18 protein-coding genes are annotated in these 14741 nt (G+C 73.2%); 6 read left to right on the top strand and 12 right to left on the bottom strand.

The genetic code is table 11. The features are described from left to right. Positions 1–22: 22 nt before the first annotated feature. Both HDG69_RS12610 and HDG69_RS12605 read right to left on the bottom strand, forming a co-directional pair. Positions 23–553 carry an alternate-type signal peptide domain-containing protein gene (locus HDG69_RS12610; RefSeq protein WP_171784178.1) on the bottom strand — a complete coding sequence of 177 codons (531 nt, stop codon included), beginning with the start codon at positions 551–553 and terminating at the stop codon, positions 23–25. A gap of 96 nt (positions 554–649) precedes the next feature. Then, a complete protein-coding gene (locus HDG69_RS12605) occupies positions 650–1342 on the bottom strand; it encodes an NUDIX hydrolase (RefSeq protein ID WP_343036424.1) in 693 nt (230 codons plus the stop codon). Here HDG69_RS12605 and HDG69_RS12600 point away from each other — a divergent pair. Then, entirely contained in the window at positions 1332–2030 is a 699-nt protein-coding gene (locus HDG69_RS12600; protein WP_171784177.1) for a hypothetical protein, read from the top strand. The two genes, HDG69_RS12605 and HDG69_RS12600, sit on opposite strands and share 11 nt — an antisense overlap. Before the next feature lie 68 nt (positions 2031–2098). On the opposite strand, the gene pdxS is transcribed toward HDG69_RS12600, so the two are convergent. From pdxS to HDG69_RS12560, 8 genes are all read right to left on the bottom strand, one after another. Beyond that, a complete protein-coding gene (pdxS, locus tag HDG69_RS12595) occupies positions 2099–3022 on the bottom strand; it encodes a pyridoxal 5'-phosphate synthase lyase subunit PdxS (protein WP_171784176.1) in 924 nt (307 codons plus the stop codon). Positions 3023–3112: 90 nt separating this feature from the next. Beyond that, positions 3113–3739: a hypothetical protein gene (locus HDG69_RS12590; protein ID WP_171784175.1), complete on the bottom strand. Its 627-nt coding sequence runs from the start codon at positions 3737–3739 to the stop codon at positions 3113–3115. Continuing rightward, entirely contained in the window at positions 3736–4947 is a 1212-nt protein-coding gene (locus HDG69_RS12585; protein WP_171784576.1) for a glycosyltransferase family 4 protein, read from the bottom strand. Before HDG69_RS12585 ends, HDG69_RS12590 begins: the two co-directional genes overlap by 4 nt. A 5-nt stretch (positions 4948–4952) precedes the next feature. Beyond that, positions 4953–5912, bottom strand: a complete 960-nt coding sequence (locus HDG69_RS12580; protein ID WP_425484039.1) for a phosphatidylinositol mannoside acyltransferase — start codon at positions 5910–5912, stop codon at positions 4953–4955. After that, positions 5909–6535: a phosphatidylinositol phosphate synthase gene (pgsA, locus tag HDG69_RS12575; RefSeq protein WP_171784173.1), complete on the bottom strand. Its 627-nt coding sequence runs from the start codon at positions 6533–6535 to the stop codon at positions 5909–5911. The genes HDG69_RS12580 and pgsA overlap by 4 nt, the downstream gene beginning before the upstream one ends. A 61-nt stretch (positions 6536–6596) precedes the next feature. After that, complete coding sequence (locus HDG69_RS12570) at positions 6597–7160, bottom strand: HIT family protein (protein ID WP_171784172.1); 564 nt, start codon at positions 7158–7160, stop codon at positions 6597–6599. 2 nt (positions 7161–7162) lie between these two features. After that, a complete protein-coding gene (gene thrS, locus HDG69_RS12565; RefSeq protein ID WP_171784171.1) occupies positions 7163–9205 on the bottom strand; it encodes a threonine--tRNA ligase in 2043 nt (680 codons plus the stop codon). Positions 9206–9307: 102 nt separating this feature from the next. Beyond that, positions 9308–9493 carry a hypothetical protein gene (locus HDG69_RS12560; RefSeq protein ID WP_171784170.1) on the bottom strand — a complete coding sequence of 62 codons (186 nt, stop codon included), beginning with the start codon at positions 9491–9493 and terminating at the stop codon, positions 9308–9310. Between the two features lie 112 nt (positions 9494–9605). Here HDG69_RS12560 and HDG69_RS12555 point away from each other — a divergent pair, with 112 nt between their 5' ends. After that, entirely contained in the window at positions 9606–10367 is a 762-nt protein-coding gene (locus tag HDG69_RS12555; protein WP_171784169.1) for a uracil-DNA glycosylase family protein, read from the top strand. Positions 10368–10376: 9 nt separating this feature from the next. Continuing rightward, complete coding sequence (locus tag HDG69_RS12550; RefSeq protein ID WP_171784168.1) at positions 10377–10913, top strand: DinB family protein; 537 nt, start codon at positions 10377–10379, stop codon at positions 10911–10913. Positions 10914–10945: 32 nt separating this feature from the next. Here the strand turns inward: HDG69_RS12550 and HDG69_RS12545 are convergent, their stop codons facing one another. Both HDG69_RS12545 and HDG69_RS12540 read right to left on the bottom strand, forming a co-directional pair. Further along, on the bottom strand, positions 10946–12265 hold the full coding sequence (locus tag HDG69_RS12545) for a chloride channel protein (protein ID WP_171784167.1): 1320 nt from the start codon (positions 12263–12265) through the stop codon (positions 10946–10948). Between the two features lie 7 nt (positions 12266–12272). Further along, the gene (locus HDG69_RS12540) at positions 12273–12515 is read right to left on the bottom strand and encodes an SHOCT domain-containing protein (protein ID WP_171784166.1); all 243 of its coding nucleotides are present in this window, start codon (positions 12513–12515) and stop codon (positions 12273–12275) included. Positions 12516–12777: 262 nt separating this feature from the next. Between HDG69_RS12540 and HDG69_RS12535 the strand changes: the two genes are divergently transcribed. The 3 genes from HDG69_RS12535 (at position 12778) to HDG69_RS19610 (ending at position 14694) form a co-directional block, all read left to right on the top strand. After that, a complete protein-coding gene (locus HDG69_RS12535) occupies positions 12778–12993 on the top strand; it encodes a hypothetical protein (RefSeq protein WP_171784165.1) in 216 nt (71 codons plus the stop codon). A 136-nt stretch (positions 12994–13129) separates the two neighbouring features. After that, on the top strand, positions 13130–13972 hold the full coding sequence (locus HDG69_RS12530; RefSeq protein WP_171784164.1) for a DUF4397 domain-containing protein: 843 nt from the start codon (positions 13130–13132) through the stop codon (positions 13970–13972). Further along, on the top strand, positions 13969–14694 hold the full coding sequence (locus HDG69_RS19610) for a class F sortase (RefSeq protein ID WP_171784163.1): 726 nt from the start codon (positions 13969–13971) through the stop codon (positions 14692–14694). The genes HDG69_RS12530 and HDG69_RS19610 overlap by 4 nt, the downstream gene beginning before the upstream one ends. Positions 14695–14741: the final 47 nt, after the last annotated feature.

Here is a 14741-nt window from a genome sequence, read left to right as displayed (position 1 = left end):
GGCGCGCATCGCGAGCCCCGCGTCAGGGCACGAGGTGCGCCTGGGTGACCTGGACGGTGACGTCGTCCAGCGCCGCCGTCAGCGCCTGGGTGTCGTTGCCCGCCGCGGTGTCGAACACCGCCTCGACGCTCACGACCAGGTCCTGCGTGCCGGAGAAGGGTGCGGGCTCCGCCAGCGGGAGGTCGAGCTCCGCGCCCCCGAGGGTGGCGCCGGCGAGCGAGACGTCGAGCGAGGCGGTCAGCGCGTTGGCCTCGGCCCACGTGGGATCGGAGACGGTGATCTCGCCGAGCGCCAGATGGTCGCCCGTGCCGCCCACCGTGAGGGTGCACGTCGTGGTGAGGGTGTCACCGGGCACGATGCCCTCGGCGACCGGCACACCGGTCTCGAGCAGCCAGTCCCCGCACGCTCCGTCGGTCATGGTGAGCGTCCCCGCGGTCACGTCGGTGCCCGTGGCCGTCCCGTCGGCCGTCCAGTAAGCGAGCGTCTGCGCGCCGCCCAGCAGCAGCAGTGCGCCGGCGCCCGTGGCCAGCGCGGCTTTCGTCAGCCGTCTCATCCTGAGTCCCCCACTCGGTTCGCGTGCGACGCCCTCGTCGGCACGGTCGGTATCAGCCAGTTGCCACGGTAGACGAACCCGGGGTGGCCTGCAGGGTCAGGCGGTCTCGTCGTCGTGCTCGGTCCCGAGGTGACGGACGACGCCGTCCCAGCCGTCCGCGAGCGCGGCGACGACGTCGGGCAGCACGGTCGGGAACACCTCGATCCGCTGGGCACGGAGCTCGGCGACGCTCAGCCAGCGCATCTCGTCGAGCACATCGCGCTCCTGGGGGGTCCATCCGGCGTCGGACGGCTCGTGACGCGAGACGCGGGCGACGAAGAAGACCTCGTCCTGACGACAGGTCTCGGCGAAGAAGTGGAAGATCCCGGCCCGGGTCATCACGGGGCCCTCGAGGTCGTCCTCGGCCAGCTCCAGGCCGGCCTCCTCGTGGGCCTCGCGGACCGCCGCGGCGACCTCGGACTCCCCCGGCTCGATCCCCCCGCCGACGGTGAACCACCACGACCGACCGGGTTGGTCCGCGTCGTGGCCGCGCACCAGCAGCGCGCGTCCCGCTTCGTCGAGGACGATCACGCGGGCCGCGCGCCGGTGGCGCAGCCCGTCCTCACCCAGGACCCAGTCCGGCCCCAGCGACGACGAGACGGACGCCGCCGCAGGTTCCGACGACGTCACCGACGGCGCTCCGCCGTCGCCCGAGCAGGCCTGCGCGCGGACGGCGCGCTCGATCGGTTCGGCATGCCGTTCAGCATAGGTGCCCCGCACCGACGTAGCGTTCCCCACGATGATCCACACGTTTCACCTCGCCGAGATGCCGGCCACCGTGACGGCACGCGCGCTGCTGCGACCGCCGTCGGGCAACACCACGCCCGGGCTCGACCACGCCGAGTGCCTGGCCCTCATGCGCCTGGGGGCGCCCGTCGTCTCGCCGGACCGGCTGCAGCTGCGACGGATCGCCGTCTTCGCGCAGTGGCGCGACGAGGATGCCGTCGACCAGTTCCTGACGCACGACGCCCTCGGCCGCCACGTGGCGGCCGGCTGGCACGTGCGGCTGGAGTACCTGCGCCGCTGGTCCCGGCTGGCGGCCTTGCCCGGCCTGCCGCCCCGAGCAGGCGCCTGGGACCAGGACGAACCCGTCGTGGCGGTGACCGTCGCACGGATGCGGCTGCCCGAGGTGCCACGGTTCCTGCGATGGGGCAGGCCCGTCGAACGTCAGGTGCGCGACCACCCCGGCACCACGCTCGCCCTGGCCGCCATCCGGCCGCCTCGCACGATCTCCACGTTCTCCGTGTGGCGCTCGGTCCGTGAGATGGAGCAGATGGTGCACGGTCGTGCCGACGTCCCCGCCGACCGACGCCACGCGGACGCGATGGTCGAACGTCGCCGCCGCGACTTCCACCACGAGTTCGCGACCTTCCGCTTCCGTCCGCTCTCGGAGCACGGCTCCTGGCAGGGGCGCACCGGCATCGTGCCCGGGAGCTGAGCGGGGCTGCCGGGACGGACGAGGGGCCCGCGGACACGAGATGTCCGCGGGCCCCTCGCTCCGATGCTCTACCAGCCGCGCGTGGCGAGCCGGACGGGCTCCGGCTCCTCCTCGACGTTGATGCCGACCATCGCCTCGCCCAGGCCACGAGAGACCTTCGCGACGACGTCGGGGTCGTCGTGGAAGGTGGTGGCCTGCACGATCGCCTTGGCGCGGGCCGCCGGGTCGCCGGACTTGAAGATGCCGGAGCCGACGAACACGCCCTCGGCGCCGAGCTGCATCATCATCGCGGCGTCCGCGGGGGTGGCGATGCCACCGGCGGTGAAGAGCACCACGGGGAGCTTGCCCGTGCGGGCGACCTCCGCCACGAGCTCGTACGGCGCCTGCAGCTCCTTCGCGGCGACGAACAGCTCGTCGGTGGGCAGCGAGGTCAGGTTCCGGATCTGCTGGCGGATCTGGCGCATGTGCGTCGTGGCGTTCGAGACGTCACCCGTGCCGGCCTCACCCTTCGACCGGATCATGGCAGCGCCCTCGGTGATGCGGCGCAGCGCCTCGCCCAGGTTGGTCGCACCGCACACGAACGGGACGGTGAAAGCCCACTTGTCGATGTGGTGGGTGTAGTCGGCCGGGGTGAGCACCTCGGACTCGTCGACGTAGTCGACGCCGAGGGACTGCAGGACCTGCGCCTCGACGAAGTGGCCGATCCGCGCCTTCGCCATGACCGGGATCGACACCGCCTCGACGATGCCCTCGATCATGTCGGGGTCGGACATGCGCGCCACGCCGCCCTGGGCGCGGATGTCGGCGGGCACCCGCTCGAGCGCCATGACGGCGACCGCACCGGCGTCCTCGGCCACCTTGGCCTGCTCGGGGGTCACCACGTCCATGATGACGCCGCCCTTGAGCATCTCGGCCATGCCCCGCTTGACGCGGGCCGTGCCCACCTCGCCGACGCCCGTCGTGCCGGCCGGGGTCCCGGTGGTCTCGCTCAACGCAACCTCACAGTGTTCTTGCGAGCACGTCCCGGCGTCGTGCCGGCCGTGCCGACGTGGTCCACGTCGTACACCCATCCTACGGGGGCCTCAGACGCCGTCGATCCCGTCCGGCATCTGGTCGTCCAGCTCCACCGTCTGCGGCCACGGGGCCCGTCCGGCCAGGCGCAGCCACCGGGCCCGGCGCGGTCGCCGCGCCCGCTGCGCCTGCGCGACCGCCTCGTTGTGGAACCGCCGGGCCAGCTGGGCGCGGTACCAGGACGCGGCGAGGTCGTCGACGAGCTCGTCACCGGGCACGGAGGCACGCAGCCCCGACACCGCCTCGGCGTCCTCCAGCACCGAGCGCAGCGTCACCGACAGCGCGGACTCGGCGCGCTCACGCTCCACCGGCAGGCCAGTGAGGGCGAAGGCCTCGGCCGGCGACGGGACACCGTCGACCGTCTCGGCAGGACCGTCCTGCTCGCCGGACCGCTCGACGGTCGCGGTCACCGCGAAGGCCGCGTCCGCGACCAGCACCGAGCTGGCCGGGTCGAGCAGGCCGGACGACGCCAGGTCGAGCGAGGTGCGCACGCGGCGGTCGAGCTGTGCCTGCAGGGCCAGGCGCGACGCGACGACCTTGTGGTGCAGGCGGTCCAGCCGCGACGCCGCGACCCACACCCACCACAGGGCGAGCCCCAGCAGGACCACCGTCAGCAGCGCGGCCTCCGACCAGCTCATCGCTCACCTGCCACGTCGGCACGCGAGCGGAGCCCGAGGAACCACGAACGCTCCGCACGCAGGTCGTGCCGCACGGTCCCGGTCCCCAGCGCCTCCGTCGCGGCCACGGCCATCTCGTAGACGGCCAGCACCTGGTCCGTCACCGTCGACCAGTCGAAACGCCGGACGAAGGCGCTCGCACGAGCCGCCCGGGCGGCGGTGTCGGCCCGGTCGGCCAGGGCGGCGACCACCGAGGCCGCGAGGTCCTGCGGGTCCCCGGTGCGGAACAGCCTGCCCGCCGTGCCGTCGTCGAGGACCCGTCGGAACGCGCCGAGGTCGCTCGCCACGACCCCGGTCCCGGCGCTCATCGCCTCGACCAGGACGATGCCGAAGCTCTCGCCGCCGGTCTGGGGGGCGACGTACAGGTCCGCCGAGCGCAGCAGGGCGGCCTTGTCCTCGTCGCTGACACCGCCGAGCCAGGTGAACGAGCCACCGTGCTCCCCCAGCACCGACTGCGCCGCGGACCGTCCGGCGTCGCCCTTGCCCGCGACGAGGAACCTCGTGCCCGGGTGCGCGGCGAGGATCGCCGGTGCCGCCTCCGCGAGGACCTGCAGGCCCTTGCGGGGCTCGTCGAGTCGTCCCAGGAACGCCACGGTGGGCGCTTCAGGGGTGCCTCGCCACGACTCTGCGGGCGCTGCGTCCGCGAACCGGTCCACGTACACGCCGTTCGGGATCACGACGGCGTCACCGCCCAGATGGTCGACGAGCGTGCGCCGCGCGTCCTCGGAGACGGCGATCCGGGCCGAGATCTTCTCCAGCGACTGCCTGAGCAGCGGCTGTGCGACCTGCAGCGCCCGCGACCGCACCTGCGACGTGTGGAACGTGGCGACCACGGGCCCCTCGGCGACCCACAGGGCGAGCATCGACAGCGACGGGGTCATCGGCTCGTGCAGGTGCAGGACGTCGAACTCCCCGGCGTCGATCCAGCGTCGGACCTTGGTGGCGGCGCGAGGACCGAAGGACAGCCTGGCGACCGAGCCGTTGTAGCGCACCGGGACCGCGCGACCCGCCGGCGTGACGACGTCGGGCACCTCGGTGTCGTCGTCCGCCGGTGCCAGCACCGAGACCTCGTGGCCGGCGGCCCGCAACGCCTGGGCGAGGTCGCGCACGTGGAACTGCACCCCGCCGGGTGCGTCGAACGAGTAGGGGCAGACGATGCCGACGCGCAAGGGCCTCATCGTCCCTCCCCTGCCGCGGCACGGGTGCGTGCGTACCGCTCGGGATCGAGATCGGCGACGAACACGCTCTGCAGCATGTGCCAGTCCGCGGTGTGCCGGGCGATGTACTCGCCGAGGACGTCCACCCAGGCCTGCGTGAGCTGTTCGACCTGCGCCCTGCGGCTGCCGTCGTCGGGAGGCCCGACCGGCGGGAAGAAGCGGATCACGATGCCCCAGGGTGTGCCCGCCCGTCGCCGTCGCTCACCGGTCAGACGCTCGTGCCGGATCCCTACGGGCAGCAGGGGCACCTTGGCCGCGACCGCCAGCGCGGCCGGACCGCCCGCCACCCGCGCGCGGTGCCCGCGCAGGTCGACCTCCACCCCCTGGGCCGTGAGGTCGCGGTCGGACAGCAGCGGCAGGATCCGGGGCCCGTGCTCGGCGCCGCGCACCAGGTTCCGGAAGACGCCGTCGTCACCCAGGGGCAGGACGTCGATCCCGAGCGATCCGCGGAACTCGACGAACTGCTCGAACAGCTCGGGTGGCTTCAGCCGTTCAGCGACGGTCAGCACCGGCGCCAGCCTGGGCGACGCCCACGCACCCGCGAGGTCCCAGTTGCCGAGGTGCGCGAGCGCGAGCGACGCCGACCCCCCGTCGTCGGTGATCGCGATGACGTGCTCCAGCCCTTCGACCCGCACCCGGGCGTCCAGCTGCTCCGGGGTGGCACCCTGCAGGGTGAACGCCTCGCGGAAGTACCGCAGGTAGCGGCGCATGCCCTCCCGGGCGAGGCGCCGCACCGCCCGGTCGTCGAGGTCCGGGCGCACCCGCGCGTAGTTCGCCTCCAGGCGGCGCACCCCCGCTCCACGTCGCAGCCACGCGACGTCCGCCGCCAGGTCGAACACGGCGCGCAGGACGGGCTCGGGAACCTTCGGGGCGTGGCGCCAGGCGAAGGTGTACGCCGCGGCCAGGTCGACCATCAGGCCTCCTCGGGAGTCGTCAGGAGCTGTGTGCGCACGGTGACGACCCGCTGCGCCGCCGTGACCAGGCTGGCGATCGCCAGCAGACCGAGCATCACGACCAGGACGGGCACCGGCAGGCCGAGCTGGACGAACGCGGTGGGCACCAGGGCCACGACGAGACGGTCGGAACGCTCGGCGATGCCGACGGCGGCCGTCGCGCCCACCGACTCGGCCCGGGCGCGCGCATAGGGCACGACAGATCCGAGGACCAGGCAGGCCAGGGCCGCCACGGTTCCCCCGGTCGCCCAGGTCTCGTCGGGGTGCAGCACGAACCACAGCGTGATCCCCGCGAACACCGCGCCGTCCGACACCCGGTCGAGCGTGGAGTCCAGGAAGGCTCCCCACGGCCCGCTGCGGCCGCTCGCCCGCGCCATGACACCGTCGAGCGAGTCGGTCAGGACGAAGAGACCGATGAGCAGTGCACCGAGAGTCAGGTGACCCGTGGGCAGCAGCGTCAGCGCGAGGACGGTGACGACCACGGTGCCGGCGATCGTCACGGCGTCGGGCGACACCCCGTGGCGGAGCAGCAGGTTCGCCAAGGGCGTGAACAGGCGCTGCATCGTGGCCCGCAGGCGGCCGAACATGGGTGCTCCTCGTCTCGTGATGCCGGCAGACCGGCGTCGTCAGGCTAGCGGCCGGCGTCGTTCACCGGGCGGGCCACGCCGCGGCGAGCCGTGCGCGGGTGTCCGCGAGCAGCTCGGGCAGGGCCTTGGTCCGCCCGACGACCGGCAGGAAGTTCGCGTCCCCGAGCCAACGCGGCACGACGTGCTGGTGCAGGTGCGCGGCGATGCCCGCACCGGCGACCTCTCCCTGGTTCATCCCGAGGTTGAAGCCGGCCGGCGCGTAGACCGTGCGCAGGACCCGCATCGCCTCCTGCGTCATGGCGGCGAGCTCGGTCGTCTCGGCCCCGGTCAGGTCGGTGTAGTCCGAGACGTGGCGGTACGGCAGCACCATGAGGTGCCCGCCGTTGTACGGGTACAGGTTCAGCAGCGCGAAGCAGTCCGCTCCCCGGGCGACGACCAGTCCGTCGGCGTCCTCGCCCGTGGGGATGCGGCAGAAGGGGCACTGCTGCGGCGTCGAGTCGGCGGGCTTGTCCTGCCCGCCGATGTAGACCATGCGGTGCGGGGTCCACAGGCGCGCGATGTCGTCCTCCGGCGGCCCGAACCGATCGGCCGCGACCTGATCCGGCCCGTCGCCCGGCCCGGTCATCGTCAGACCTGCTCGCGATCGCGCACGGCCGCCACGACCCGCTCGACGGCGTCCGCCACCGGCACGCCGTTCTCCTGGGTGCCGTCACGGAAGCGGAACGAGACCGCCCCGGCCTCGGCGTCCTCACCGCCGGCGATCAGCACGAACGGCACCTTCTCCTTGGCGGCGTTGCGGATCTTCTTGCCGAACCGGTCGTCGGAGGTGTCCAGCTCGGCCCGGATGCCCCGTGCACGGAGCTGGGCGACGACGTCGCCCAGGTAGTCGTCGAACGCGTCCGCCACGGGGACGGCCAGCACCTGCACGGGCGCGAGCCAGGCCGGGAAGGCGCCGGCGTAGTGCTCGAGCAGCACCGCGAAGAACCTCTCGATGGACCCGAACAGCGCCCGGTGGATCATGACCGGTCGCTGCCGGGTGCCGTCCGCGGCGGTGTACTGCAGGTCGAACTTCTCCGGCAGGTTGAAGTCGAGCTGGATGGTCGACATCTGCCAGGTGCGGCCGATGGCGTCCCTCGCCTGGACGGAGATCTTCGGGCCGTAGAACGCGGCACCGCCCGGGTCCGGCACGAGCTCGAGCCCCGAGGCGGTCGCGACCTCCTCGAGGGTGCGGGTCGCCTCCTCCCAGCTGTCCTCGTCACCGACGGACTTCTCCGGGTCGCGGGTCGACAGCTCGAGGTAGAAGTCGTCCAGCCCGTAGTCGCGCAGGAGGTCCAGCACGAAGGTCAGCAGGGAGGTGAGCTCGTCGCGCATCTGGTCGCGGGTGCAGTAGATGTGCGCGTCGTCCTGGGTGAATCCGCGAGCGCGCGTCAGACCGTGCACGACGCCGGACTTCTCGTACCGGTACACCGTCCCGAACTCGAACAGGCGCAGCGGCAGCTCGCGGTAGGAGCGGCCGCGCGCGTCGAAGATCAGGTTGTGCATCGGGCAGTTCATGGGCTTGAGGTAGTAGTCCTGCCCCGGCTTGCGCACGTTGCCCTCGTCGTCGAGCTCCGCGTCCAGGTGCATCGGCGGGTACATGCCGTCGGCGTACCAGTCGAGGTGCCCGGAGGTCTCGAACAGCTTCGACTTGGTGATGTGCGGGCTGTTGACGAACGAGTACCCGGACTCGACGTGCCGCTTGCGCGAGTACTCCTCCATCTCCATGCGCACCATCGCGCCCTTGGGGTGGAACACCGCCAGCCCGGAGCCGATCTCGTCGGGGAAGCTGAACAGGTCGAGCTCGCTGCCGAGCCGTCGGTGGTCACGACGCTCCGCCTCGGCCAGCCGCTCGAGGTGCGCCTTGAGCTCGTCCTTGGACGGCCACGCGGTGCCGTAGATGCGCTGCAGCTGGGGGTTCTTCTCGCTGCCGCGCCAGTACGCCGCCGCCGATCGCATGAGCTGCACCCCGTTGCCGATGAGCTTCGTGCTGGGCAGGTGCGGCCCCCGGCACAGGTCCGACCAGACGACCGTCTCGCTCTCGCGGCCGGCCCCACGGACGTTGTCGTAGATGGTGAGCTCACCGGCGCCGACCTCGACGGAGACACCTGCGTCGTCACCCCCGGCGGGCGCTGCGCCGCCCTTGAGCCCGATCAGCTCCAGCTTGTAGGGCTCGGCGGCGAGCTCGGCACGCGCCTCGTCCTCGGTGACGACGCGCCGACGGAAGGTCTGCCCCTCCTTGATGATGCGGACCATGGCCTTGTCGAGCTTCTTGAGGTCGTCGGGCGTGAAGGGCTCGGCGACGTCGAAGTCGTAGTAGAAGCCGTCCTTGACGGGCGGGCCGATGCCCAGCCGCGCCTCGGGGTTCACCTGCTGCACCGCCTGCGCCAGGACGTGCGCCGCGCTGTGACGCAGCACGGCCAGACCGTCCGGCGAGTCGATCGTGACCGGTTCGACGACGTCGCCCGTCCGGAGCGGACGCGACAGGTCGAGCAGCTCGCCGTCCACGCGCATCACCACGACCTCGCGGCGCCCTGCGAAGAGCTCGGCGCCCGTCGTCGGCTCGGTCACCGTCACCGTGGTGGGCCCCTCGTCGGGTGCGGGCGATGACAGCGGCGCGGCGGCGTCGGACACGACAGTGCTCCTCAGGTTCGTTCGTGGCTCAGCGGGCGCACGGCACCGCCGGGGGGCGTCACCGTGACGGCGACGCCCCCCCGATCGTACCGACCTGCCGGCTCAGGACTTGTCGTTGAGACTCTTGACCTTGTCCGCAGCGGCATCGATCGTGCCGTCGGCCGAGTCCGGTGAGATCTTCTTCGCGACGTCCGCGGCCTTGTCGACGTTCTCGTCGCTGGCCAGCTTCCTGGCCTTGTCGAGGTTCGCCTCGTTGACCAGACCCTTGGCCTTGTCCAGGAATCCCATCGGAGTACCCCCACTGGTCGGGCGGCGAGTCGGCTCGCCCGGCCCGGCTCGCAGACCAACCTACGCCCGCACAGGACTCGCGACGACTCCTGGCAGCGGCGACCATGGCGGGGTGAACCGGGTACCCGACGACGACGCCTACCCGGCCACCGCCGGGGCCGCAGACAGCCTCGAGGCGCTCGACCACCACGTCGTCACCTGCCGCGCGTGCCCTCGCCTGGTGGCCTGGCGCGAGCAGGTCGCGGCGGATCGACGCGCCGCGTTCCGCGACCAGACCTACTGGGCCCGACCGGTCCCCGGGTTCGGGGACGACCGTGCCGCCGTCGTCGTCGTCGGGCTGGCACCGGCCGCGCACGGCGCCAACCGCACCGGGCGTCTGTTCACCGGCGACCCGAGCGGGGACTTCCTGTTCGCCGGGCTGCACCGCACCGGCTTCGCGAACCAGCCCGAGGCCACGGGGCGCGACGACGGGATGCGGCTGGACGGTCTGCGCCTCGTGGCACCCGTGCGCTGCGCTCCTCCGCAGAACCGTCCCACCCCCGCCGAGCGGCACCGGTGCTCGCCCTACCTGGCGCGCGAGCTCGAGCTGCTCTCGCCCACGCTGCGGGTCGCCGTCGCCCTCGGGGCCCTCGGGTGGGGCGCACTGCTGGCGTCCCTCGACGAGCAGGGCTGGGCCGTCCCTCGCCCCCGGCCCCGGTTCGCCCACGGGACGGAGGTCAGCCTGCGCCGGTCGGAGGACGGCTCCGGACCGGACCTGACGGTGCTGGGTTGCTACCACGTGTCGCCCCACAACACCTCCACCGGGCGGCTCACCGCCACCATGCTCGACGACGTGCTCGAGCGCGCCGCCGTGCTCGCCGGGCGGCGGGTCTAGAGTGCTGCCGTGACCACCGGACCGACCCGCGTCGAACCACCGCTGCGCGGCGACGAGACCACCACCCTGCGGTCCTTCCTCGACTACCACCGAGACACGCTGCGGCGGAAGACGGCCGGGCTCAGCGCTGAGCAGCTCCGCACCCCGCTGGCCCCGTCGACGATGACGCTGGCCGGGCTGCTCAAGCACCTGGCCTATGTCGAGTCGCAGTGGTTCCGCGTCGTGCTGGCCGGCGAGGACCCGCTGCCCCCGTTCGACGCCGTCGACTGGAGCGACGACCCGGACTGGGAGTGGCACTCCGCGCTCGGCGACCCCGCCGAGGTGCTGCGGGGGCTCTTCGACACGGCGGTCGCCTCGTCCGACGAGGTGCTCGAGGCCACACTCGCCACGGGCGGGCCCGACGCGCTCTCCGCGCGGGAGAGCCACCACGGTGACGGCCGGTTCTCGGTGCGCTGGATCCTCGTGCACATGATCGAGGAGTACGCCCGCCACAACGGTCACGCGGACCTGCTGCGCGAGGCGCTCGACGGCGAGACCGGCGAGTGAGGTCGCCGACCACCTGACCGGGTGGGCCCTGTTCACCCGGCCCGACGCTGCGTGAGCACCATCTGCTCGACGACGAACGCGACGACCACCGCGATGAGCACGACGGGGGCCATCGCCGCCCCGTTCGGGCCCAGCAGCAGGATCACGAGCACCGCGGACGAGACCGGCAGCGGCAGGGTCGTCGCGGTGGCTGCGGCCATCCCTGCCGCCACCGCCGGGACGACGCCAAAGCCCGGCAACCCGGAGGCCAGGACGCCCAGGGCCGCGCCGAGCAGCAGCGCCGGGAAGATCGGGCCGCCACGCAGCGCGCCGAGCGAGACCCCGTAGGCGAGCGCCTTGAACACCACGAGCGCCACCAGGGCGAGCAGCGGCCAGGAGGGCGCGTCGGACACGAGCGGCTCGAGCATGCTCTGCCCGGAGAGCACGACCTCCTCGGGCGACCGTCCGGTCAGCAGCGAGTACGCGCTCGCGCAGAGCCCGACGGTGACGGCCGCGGCGACGGCGGTCCGTGCCGGCCGCCCCGCGGCGATCCGCGCCACCCGGTGGCCGATCTGGTGCACCTGACGCACCCCGAAGGCGATGAGCACGGCGAAGGGGACCGTCCACAGCACGTCGCCCAGGTCCGGACGCTGAGGTCCGTCGATCTCCGGCAGGGAGAGCGAGGCGATCTCCAGCCCGGTCCACGACCCCATGCCGGTGAAGACCAGCGCGCCGACGCCGGAGGCGAGCAGGCACGGCAGGATCACCCGCGCGAGCCTGGGTCCGGCCAGGCCCACGGCCTCGAGGACGAACACGGCCGCCACCAGCGGGCTGCCGAAGATGGCGGCCAGTGCTGCCGAAGCGCCCGCGACCGTCAGGAGCGCCTGGGCCGTCGGTGCGGAGGTCTTGCCGATCGGGCGGACGAGCAGCAGCGCGACGGCAGACCCCAGGGCGAGCAGGGGCCCCTCGGGCCCGAGCACAGCACCGAGCGGCAGGCCGCCGAGCGCCGCGAGAAGGATCCCCGGCACGGAGGCGGCCGGGACAGGCCCGAGAGCCAACCCGTCGACCGGGACGTGGCCGCCACGACCGGGCAGCCACCGGACCGCCACGCCGACGAGGACCCCGGCGAGGAGGATCCAGGGCATCGCCCACCACCACGGTGGCGTCTCGAACCCGGCAGCCTCGGGCAGGGACTCCCACACGGCGTGCTCGAGCGCGTGCAGGAGCGCCAGGAACCCGAAGGCCGCCAAGGAGACCGGGATGCCGATCGCCGCGGCCAGCAGGAGCAGGCCGACGTACCCCCGCGTGCGGACGGCGTCCTCGGGCCCCTCGACGTGCTCGTGGCCGGGTACTTCGTCGACGGGTGCGGACACGGCGGACTCAGCCGAGGATCGTGGCCTTGGCGGCCGCGAGCTCCGCGTCCGGCAGCGGGCCCGCGGACCTCATCTCACCCGAACTCTGGAGCCGGGTGAGCGTGTCGTAGGCCTGAGCGCCGGCGTGCTGGTCCGCGCGCGCGTCGGCCCGGTTGTCCAGGGCCCGGCTGGTGGCGGACGCCGTCCCGGTGTTGACGGCGGTCCGTGCCATCGTCCCGACCAGTCCGGGGCGTCCCCTTCTCCTGGGCATGCGTCAGTCCTCCTCGTCGATGGTGCCGGCCAGCTCTTCGAGCGCGGCGTGCGGCACGGCTGTGCTGCGCCGGCAGGCGGTACAGGACGGCGCACGGGACGCCCGAAGATGCTGGTCACCCGCCACGATCATCGATCCGACCAGACTGCACCGCAACAGGAGGCCGCACCGTGCCTCCGTTGCTCGGGGACGTCGTGTGAGGTGACTGTGAAGGTGGCCGCGTCGGGTCGAGCCGAGGGGCCACCGCTCGCACAATGGCCAGGTGCGTACGACCGACACCCCCATCTTCGACGACCTGGCGCGCGAGTTCGAGAACCAGCGCCCCCTGCTCCACGTGGCCTCGGCCCTGGGCGCCGACCCCCTGGGTGACCCGCTGACGCGCACCCACGCCACCACGGTGTCCTACCCCGCCACGTGGGCACGGGGCGACGGACCGCTGCCGCGCCGCCGTGCCCACGCGGACGGCTCGCCCTCCTGACGACGGGTCTGCGGACCGCCGGCCGGAAGAAGTTCTGCCGCGGTGCATCCGTCGAGGCCCCTGTGCACGAATCCCTGGTGACCGACACATGCAGTCCTCGTCCCCTCGCGGACGAGGCTCGACACCAGGAGGACTCATGCGCACCACCCGACTCACGGCGACGCTCGGCGTCGCGGCCCTCGCCGCCGCCGGTACCGCCTTCGCCCTGCCCGCGGCGGCAGCCGACGGCGACGCGATGCTCTCCGTGCTGCACGGCGTGCCCGACACCACCGTGGACGTCTACGTCAACGGCGACCTCACGCTCGACGACTTCGAGCCCGGCGACCTCGCCGGGCCGCTGGAGCTGGCGCCCGACACCTACACGGTGGCGATCACCGCAGCCGACGCCGAGGACGACTCCGACCCGGTCATCGGTCCCATCGACCTGCCCCTGGAGGGCGGCATGAGCTACACCGCCGCCGCGCACCTGGACGCCGAGGGCTCGCCGACGGCCACCCTCTTCACGAACGACACCTCGGAGATCGCCGCGGGCGAGGGCCGCCTGACGGTCCGGCACGTGGCCGCGGCGCCCGCCGTGGACGTGCTGGCCGGCGACGACCCGGTCATCGAGGGCCTGGAGAACCCCGACGAGGAGGTGCTCGACCTGCCCGCCGGGACCGTGCCCGCTGCGGTCGCCGCCGCCGGGACCACCGACCCCGTGGTCGGCCCGACGGACGTCGACGTCGCCGAAGGCGTCAACACGATCGTCTACGCCTGGGGCTCGCTCGACGAGGACTCCCTCGCACTGGCGGTCCAGACGGTCGACGGCATGCACTCCAGCCCCGACGGCGTCCCCTCCGGGACGACCGGGGCGGCCGCCGAGCAGCACCACGGCTGGTTCAGCCCGATGGCGGCCGGGATCCTCATGGCGCTCGTCGCCGGGCTCGCCATCACCGTGGGCGTCAAGAACGCGGTCCGGGTGGGCCGCGAGCGCAAGTGACTGCCGACCGCCGCCGTGCGGCGTTCCGGGCCTCGCGCCCGGTGCGCCGCACGGCGGCGGCCGTGCTCCTGGCCGGTGCGGTCGCCGGCGGGGCCGCCCTGGTGACAGGGACGGACGACGGCGACGTGGTGGGATCGCAGGTCCCCCGCACCGAGAGCCCGACAGCTTCCGCTCCGGATCAGGTCCCCGTCCCCGACGAGGTCTCCGCGCCGGAGCCGACCGCCCCACCCACCGGGCTGCCCGAGGTGCCCGTCGTCCGCGCCGACCCTGTCGAGGGGTCGGCGGCCGCGGACCCGCAGCGGCTGCGCATCTCGGGGCTGCTGGACGTCCCGGTCAGCCCGGTCGGCGTCGAGGCCGACGGCACGATGGAGCTGCCCGGCGCGGGGGACGTCGCCGGCTGGTACCGCTTCGGACCTGCCCCCGGCGACGACGTCGGCACGGTCGTCCTCGCCTCGCACGTCGACACGATCGACGGGGTCGGCGCGTTCGCCGGCCTGACGTCCGTGTCGACCGGCGACGTGGTGGTCGTCACGGACGAGGACGGCGAACGCCACCGGTACACGGTGAGCACGGTGGAGCGCTTCTCGAAGGAGGTGGTGCCGCTGGACGAGATCTTCGACCGGACCGGCGAACGCCGGCTCGCCCTGGTCACCTGCGGGGGGCGCTGGGACGCGCAGGCGGGGCACTACGAGGACAACCTGGTGGTCACGGCGGTGGCATGATGACGCCGTCCGCACAGCACGCTAGGTTGTCCGCTACGGGCATCGTC

The sequence above is a fragment of the Isoptericola halotolerans genome, assembly GCF_013149785.1.
Classification (GTDB): domain Bacteria; phylum Actinomycetota; class Actinomycetes; order Actinomycetales; family Cellulomonadaceae; genus Isoptericola; species Isoptericola halotolerans.
The sequence above is the reverse complement of the archived record's forward strand: the minus strand, read 5'-3'. Positions and strand labels throughout refer to the sequence as shown.

Bases quoted from the DNA above. Each gene is read 5' to 3' on its own strand.
- HDG69_RS12610 (WP_171784178.1), bottom strand. From the start codon at position 553: ATGAGACGGCTGACGAAAGCCGCGCTGGCCACGGGCGCCGGCGCACTG.
- HDG69_RS12600 (WP_171784177.1), top strand. From the start codon at position 1,332: ATGATCCACACGTTTCACCTCGCCGAGATGCCGGCCACCGTGACGGCA.
- HDG69_RS12590 (WP_171784175.1), bottom strand. From the start codon at position 3,739: ATGAGCTGGTCGGAGGCCGCGCTGCTGACGGTGGTCCTGCTGGGGCTC.
- pgsA (WP_171784173.1), bottom strand. From the start codon at position 6,535: ATGTTCGGCCGCCTGCGGGCCACGATGCAGCGCCTGTTCACGCCCTTG.
- HDG69_RS12570 (WP_171784172.1), bottom strand. From the start codon at position 7,160: ATGACCGGGCCGGGCGACGGGCCGGATCAGGTCGCGGCCGATCGGTTC.
- HDG69_RS12560 (WP_171784170.1), bottom strand. From the start codon at position 9,493: ATGGGATTCCTGGACAAGGCCAAGGGTCTGGTCAACGAGGCGAACCTC.
- HDG69_RS12540 (WP_171784166.1), bottom strand. From the start codon at position 12,515: ATGCCCAGGAGAAGGGGACGCCCCGGACTGGTCGGGACGATGGCACGG.
- HDG69_RS12530 (WP_171784164.1), top strand. From the start codon at position 13,130: ATGCGCACCACCCGACTCACGGCGACGCTCGGCGTCGCGGCCCTCGCC.